Here is a 6,246-nt window from a genome sequence, read left to right as displayed (position 1 = left end):
TGCACGGGGTAGAAAAGGATCGAGTTCAGTTCCTCGAACACCGGCAGAACCGACTTGCGCGAGGAAGAGGTCCAGCAGCCGAACACGGCGGCGACGCCGTTGACTTCGATCAGCTCGCGGGCCTTTTCGGCGAAGAGCGGCCAGTCGGAGGCTGGGTCGACCACGACAGCTTCGAGCTGCTTGCCCAGGAGGCCGCCCTTCTTATTCTGCTCCTCGATGAGGAACAGCATAGTGTCCTTCAGCGTGGTTTCGGAAATCGCCATCGTGCCAGAAAGCGAATGGAGGACGCCGACCTTGATGGTTTCCTGCGCCATCGCCGGAACCATCGACACCGTCATCGCGCCGGCCATAGCGGCGGCGAGTGTCGCACCGCGTGCGATATTCTTGTTCATCTGTTTGATCCCTCAAAACATTCCAATGCACCAATACCGGGGAGGCGTCGGTCACGGGTGGCAACACTGGGACGGATGGGGCCAAGTCCATATACGTCGATTGACGTAACCGGGCGAAGGGGGGGCGCAGGCCGCAAGGCAGTTGTGCCAAGAAACCGCGTGTCTCCCGGTATTTCCGTGCTAAACAGGTCGGCGGCACGATTTTGGGCAGCCACACGAATTGGCGAGAATTTAGACAGAGTCGATGGCGCGGCAGCGAATTATCCCCATCAGGCGCGAGTACAATCGCTGGGTCGCCAACCAGACCCTCGAGGACTACGCGCTTCGCTTCACCGCCAAGTCGGCGCGGCAGTTTTCTACTCAGCGCATCTCCCAGACCGCCATCGGCGCCATCTCGTTTCTGGCGCTTGAGGCGATCGGCGGTGCCATCACTATGTCCTATGGCACCACCAATGCAATCGTCGCCATCGTCATGGCGAGCATTGCGATCCTGTTCATCGGTATCCCGATCTCGCGCTACGCGACCCGGCATGGCGTCGATATCGACCTGCTGACGCGTGGCGCCAGCTTTGGCTATATCGGCTCGACGATCACCTCGCTGATCTATGCGAGCTTCACCTTCATCCTCTTCGCCATCGAGGCCTCGATCATGTCGAGCGCGCTGGAACTGGCGTTCGGGCTGCCGCTCTGGCTGGGCTATATCATCAGTGCGGTCGCGGTGATTCCGCTGGTGACGCATGGCGTGCGGTTGATCAGCAAGTTCCAGTTGCTGACCCAGCCGATCTGGATCGTGCTCAACATCCTGCCGCTGGTGTTCATTGCCTTTCTCGACTGGAGCAAGTTCGACCTGTGGCTGGCCTTTGCCGGCGTCGGGGAAGCGGCGGCGGCACCGGGCAGCATGTCGCCCTTCGATATTGCCAAGTTCGGGGCGGCTTCGGCGGTGATCCTGGCGCTGATGACCCAGATCGGCGAGCAGGTAGACTTCCTGCGCTTCCTGCCGGCCGAGGACCAGGCCAAGAAGAAGCGGCATCGCCTGGGTGTGTTCCTGGCCGGGGCGGGCTGGGTCATCGTGGGGGCGCCAAAGCTATTGGCCGGGTCGTTCCTGGCCGTGCTGGTGCTGTCGGCCGGGGTTGCGCCCGAGCATGCCGCCGAGCCGGCCCAGATGTATGCGATCGCCTTCGGCTACATGATCCCCAACGAGACGCTGGCGCTGATCCTGATGGCGGTGTTCGTGGTGGTCAGCCAGCTCAAGATCAACGTGATGAATGCTTATGCCGGCTCGCTTGCCTGGTCGAACTTCTTCTCGCGGCTGACCCATAGCCATCCGGGACGTGTGGTGTGGTTGCTGTTCAATGTGGCCATTGCGCTGCTGCTGATGGAGTTGGGCATCTACAAGCTGCTGGAGGCGACGCTGACGATCTTCTCGATCGTCGCCATGGCGTGGCTGTGCTCGATCTCGGCGGACCTGTTCATCAACAAGCCGCTGGGGCTGGCGCCGCCGGGCATCGAATTCAAGCGGGCGCACCTTTACGACATCAATCCGGTCGGGCTGGGGGCGATGACGCTTTCGGCGCTGGTGGCGCTGGTGGCCCATTTCGGTGTGTTCGGACCGATGGCTTCGGCGCTGGCGCCCTATATAGCGCTGGTCGTGGCGCTCATCGCCTCGCCGACGATCGCCTATGCGACCAAGGGCAAATACTATCTGGCCCGCAAGCCGCGCAAGCAGTGGGCGGAACGGAGTTCGGTCACCTGTTCGATCTGCGAACACCCGTTCGAGCCCGAGGACATGGCCTGGTGCCCGGCCTATGCGGCGCCAATCTGTTCGCTCTGCTGCTCGCTGGACGCGCGCTGCCACGACCTCTGCAAGCCCAATGCCAACCTCAAGGCGCAGATGCGGATCGTTGCCGCCAGCATCCTGCCGGTCTGGGTCAACGAAAAGCTACAGACAAGGCTGGGCCGCTACGGCGTGGCGGCCGGGCTGGCGATGGCGCTGATCGGGGCCATCCTGGGGATGATCTATTATTTTGCTTCGCGCGCGGCCCCCGAGACCGCCGATGTGGTGGGCGGCACTATTGCCGCGGTGTTCTTCGTCTTCGTGGTGGTGGCGTGCATCGTCACGTGGTTCCTGGTGCTGGCGCAGGACAGCCGGTTGGTGGCCGAGGAAGAAAGCTCGCGCCAGAATACGCTGCTGCTCAAGGAAATTGCGGCCCACAGCCGGACCGATGCAGCGCTGCAGAAGGCCAAGGAAATGGCCGAGGCCGCCAATCAGGCCAAGAGCCGCTACGTGGTGGGGCTCAGCCACGAATTGCGCACGCCGCTCAATGCGGTGCTGGGCTATGCGCAGATCCTGGAACGCGACGATGACGTGCCGCCAGCCCGACGCGGCTCGATCAAGGTCATCCGCCGCAGCGCCGAGCATCTGTCGGGCCTGATCGATGGGCTGCTCGATATTTCCAAGATCGAGGCGGGGCGGCTGCAAGTCTATTCCAACGAGATCAACGTCCACGATTTCCTTGACCAGATCGTCGACCTGTTCCGGCTGCAGGCGGAGGCGAGGGGGCTGGAATTCCGTCACCGCCGGGCGCCCAATCTGCCGCAATATGTGCGAACCGACGAGAAGCGGCTGCGGCAAATCCTGGTCAACCTGTTGTCGAACGCCATCAAGTTCACCGACAAGGGCTTTGTCGATTTCAACGTCGGCTATCGTAGCCAGGTGGCGACATTCAGGGTGACCGACAGCGGCCACGGCATCGGTCCGGAGGACATTGAGCACGTGTTCGAGCCCTTCGTGCGTGGCCAGGCGGAGCGCAACAAGCTGTCGCCGGGACTGGGACTGGGGCTGACCATCACCAAGCTGCTGACCGAGACGCTGGGCGGCGAAATCACCGTGGAGAGCCGGCTGGGCGAGGGCTCGGTGTTTCAGGTGCGGTTGATGCTGGCCAAGGTCGACCGGCCATCGGTGCGCTCGCGCGACAGCAAGATCAAGACCTATGCCGGGCGGCGCCGCACCATCATGGTGGTGGACGACAATGCAGAGCATCGCGAATTGATGCGCGAGATGCTGCAGCCGCTGGATTTCATCGTGCTGACCGCGATCGACGGTCCGAGCTGCCTGACCCTGACCGAGGCGATCCGGCCAGACCTGTTCTTCATCGACATTCTGATGCCAGGAATGAGCGGCTGGGACCTGGTGGAGCGGCTGCGGGAGGCGGGTCAAACGGCCCCGATAATCATGCTCTCGGCCAATATCGGGGACGGCGCAGCCAGAACCAACAGCGATGCCGGGCATAGTGACGCCATCGCCAAGCCGTTCAGCATGCTGCAGTTACTCGACAGGATCAAAGCCCATCTCGATCTCGAATGGGTGGAAGAAAAGACGGCACGCCCCAAAGGAGCGCAGCGACGCAAGAGTGCGGCGCTCAAGTCGCCCGGGCCCGAACACTTGCGCGAATTGCTCAATCTGGGGCAGATCGGCTATGTGCGCGGCATCGACGCCAAGCTGGCCGAACTGGCCACGGATCCGGGCAACGGGCCTTTGGTCGATATTCTGCGAGAGCGCATGGAGGCCTATGATTTTGCCGGCTATACCGAGGTGCTACAGAACATGAGCGACCATGACTGACATCATGCAGGCGCGGGACATCGTTCTGGTCGTCGACGACTCGCCGGAGGCCCTGGGCTTTCTGACCACGGCGATGGAGGAGGCGGGCGTGACGGTGCTGGTTGCCACCAGCGGGGAGGCCGCCCTCGCCGTCGCCGGGCGGATCACGCCGGACATTATCTTGATGGATGCAGTCATGCCTGGGCTCGACGGCTTCGAGACCTGCCGGCGCCTCAAGCAGACGTCAGGCGTGGCGCATGTCCCGGTCATCTTCATGACCGGGCTCACCGAGACCGAGCATGTGGTGCATGCGCTCGAAAGCGGCGGCGTCGACTATCTGACCAAGCCAATCAATCTCGACGAATTGCGCGCCCGCATCCGGGTGCACCTTGCCAACGCGCGGACGGCACAGAGCGCACGAGTGGCGCTGGATGCGGCGGGTCGGCATCTGATGGCCATTGCGCGGAGCGGGGAAGTACGTTGGTCGACGCCGCAGGCGAGCCGGTTGCTGGAGGCCACGGGGCCGGGTGGGGCCGCGGTCCTGTGGGTATCCCAGCGCGTGCGCAACTGGATGGCCGATCGCTCGATGAGTGGTGACATGACCGGGGAGAGTTTTCCACTCGATCCGGAGAGTCCCAACAGCCTGCAGCTGGTCTGCCTCGGATCAATCGGGCCTGACGAGCATCTGTTCAGGCTGATCGCTTCGGGCGGCGAGAACCAGGATGAGAGCCTGCGCCAGCATTTCGGCTTGACCCAGCGCGAGGGCGAAGTTCTGCTGTGGATCGCGCGGGGCAAATCCAACCGCGATATCGGGGAAATTCTGGGTCTCAGCCCGCGCACGGTGAACAAGCATCTCGAGCAGGTCTACGCCAAGCTCGGGGTGGAGAACCGCGCCTCGGCAGCGATCAAGGCGACCCATATCCTGCAGTCGCCGCTGGAAATGTGATCGGCCAGCGGTAGTGGACGTCGGCAGAAGGGCCCGCGTTGCGAGCGGATCATCAGCTTCGGACGTCGCCGCCTGAGGCTGATGATCATGCTTCGCGACAGACGTGTTTGCACCGCCAAGCTCATTGCAAAGGATATGCCAGCAGGGGGCGGCCCAACTAAGATATTGATTCAATTGGATTATGGGGCGGCGTAGGCGGGTAGCAGCCCAGTCTCGTTGCTGGCGGATTGCCAATTCCGTGGGCAGTCTTCTATGCCGCTGCCCAGTGTTTGAGCAGGCGAGCGAAGCCGGTGGATGTCGGTCATTGAGGTGGGTGACCGGTGGATGGCTTTGCGCTAAACTCCTTGCACCGAAGGATTTACTTCGGCAGAGGTCGTTTGCACCGACTACCTCGGCCCCGCGCCGGCAACGGCGTGGGGCTTTTAGTTTCGCGCTGCCGCTTTGCCCTCCGGGCCGCGCCGGCCGATGCAAGCGAGGCCCTTCGCGGTCCTCCCGATCACAGATCCACTTGTTGGGAACCCTTGTTGGGTAGCCCCGTTATCCGACCGAACCGGATGGTCGCTACGAACCTCCGACCCGGTTTTGGTGTTCGCTCCCTCCCTCCGCGAATGCCAAGCGATCGGTGGACTGCTGCAGAGGCTGACGCTCCTTTGTGGTGTCTCCGGTGGGGGCGCGAAACTTCGGTTTCGCGCCCTTTTTCTTGTGCACCGGTTGCGAGCGCTAGAGCCCTGTCGTCAGGTTGAGCCGGTCGAGCACCACGCGGTCCGCTGGGTCGACCATGCCGACCATGAAGCGGGTCACCACGCGGCGGGAATCGGGGGGGAGGCTGGCAATGGCGTCGTTGATGCGGCTGGCCTGGCTGGCCGAGAGGGTGCCGAAGAACTGCCGGCCCTTGTCGGTGGCATGGAGCAGGCGCTGACGGCGGTCGGCATGACCGGTCTTCTGCTCGATATAGCCATTGTCGATCAATTGCCGTAGCACGCGCGCCAGGCTTTGCTTGGTGATCTTGAGGATATCGAGCAGGTCGGCAACCGGCATGCCGGGCCGCAGATTGACAAAGTACAGCACCCGGTGATGGGCCCGGCCAAACCCTTGGCGCTCCAGCAGGGCATCTGCGTCGCCGGTGAAGTCGCGATAGGCGAAGAAGAACAGGCCCATGATGTCGAGGGGCAGGGCCTCGCCGCCGGGCGGGGCGGAATTTATGTCAGCTATGTTGACATTTTTTTGGTTCGCTGCCATTGTCTTCCCATCAGGACGCCGTTGATGTCTTATCCCCCAGCCTTTGTGGTTTGCCAAGGCCTTGGGCC

General features: G+C 62.8%; 4 protein-coding genes. 2 read left to right on the top strand and 2 right to left on the bottom strand.

Annotation, left to right across the window (positions count from 1 at the left end; translation table 11 throughout):
• The coding region (locus tag V6M52_RS12040; RefSeq protein WP_332701194.1) for a transporter substrate-binding protein at positions 1-392 on the bottom strand (392 nt) is incomplete at its 3' end.
• A 244-nt stretch (positions 393-636) separates the two neighbouring features.
• Here V6M52_RS12040 and V6M52_RS12035 point away from each other — a divergent pair.
• Together V6M52_RS12035 and V6M52_RS12030 are read left to right on the top strand one after the other, a co-directional pair.
• Positions 637-4,014: a hybrid sensor histidine kinase/response regulator gene (locus V6M52_RS12035; protein WP_332701193.1), complete on the top strand. Its 3,378-nt coding sequence runs from the start codon at positions 637-639 to the stop codon at positions 4,012-4,014.
• Positions 4,007-4,939, top strand: coding sequence for a DNA-binding response regulator (locus tag V6M52_RS12030; protein WP_332701192.1), 933 nt, complete (start codon positions 4,007-4,009; stop codon positions 4,937-4,939). The genes V6M52_RS12035 and V6M52_RS12030 overlap by 8 nt, the downstream gene beginning before the upstream one ends.
• Before the next feature lie 720 nt (positions 4,940-5,659).
• On the opposite strand, the gene V6M52_RS12025 is transcribed toward V6M52_RS12030, so the two are convergent.
• Complete coding sequence (locus tag V6M52_RS12025) at positions 5,660-6,178, bottom strand: MarR family winged helix-turn-helix transcriptional regulator (protein WP_332688153.1); 519 nt, start codon at positions 6,176-6,178, stop codon at positions 5,660-5,662.
• Positions 6,179-6,246: the final 68 nt, after the last annotated feature.

This window comes from Devosia sp. (assembly GCF_036676215.1).
Taxonomy (GTDB): Bacteria; Pseudomonadota; Alphaproteobacteria; order Rhizobiales; family Devosiaceae; genus Devosia.
The sequence above is the reverse complement of the archived record's forward strand: the minus strand, read 5'-3'. Positions and strand labels throughout refer to the sequence as shown.

Excerpts from the sequence above, each read along its gene's own strand:
- V6M52_RS12030 (WP_332701192.1), top strand. The coding sequence starts at position 4,007 with ATGACTGACATCATGCAGGCGCGGGACATCGTTCTGGTCGTCGACGAC.
- V6M52_RS12035 (WP_332701193.1), top strand. The coding sequence starts at position 637 with ATGGCGCGGCAGCGAATTATCCCCATCAGGCGCGAGTACAATCGCTGG.
- V6M52_RS12025 (WP_332688153.1), bottom strand. The coding sequence starts at position 6,178 with ATGGCAGCGAACCAAAAAAATGTCAACATAGCTGACATAAATTCCGCC.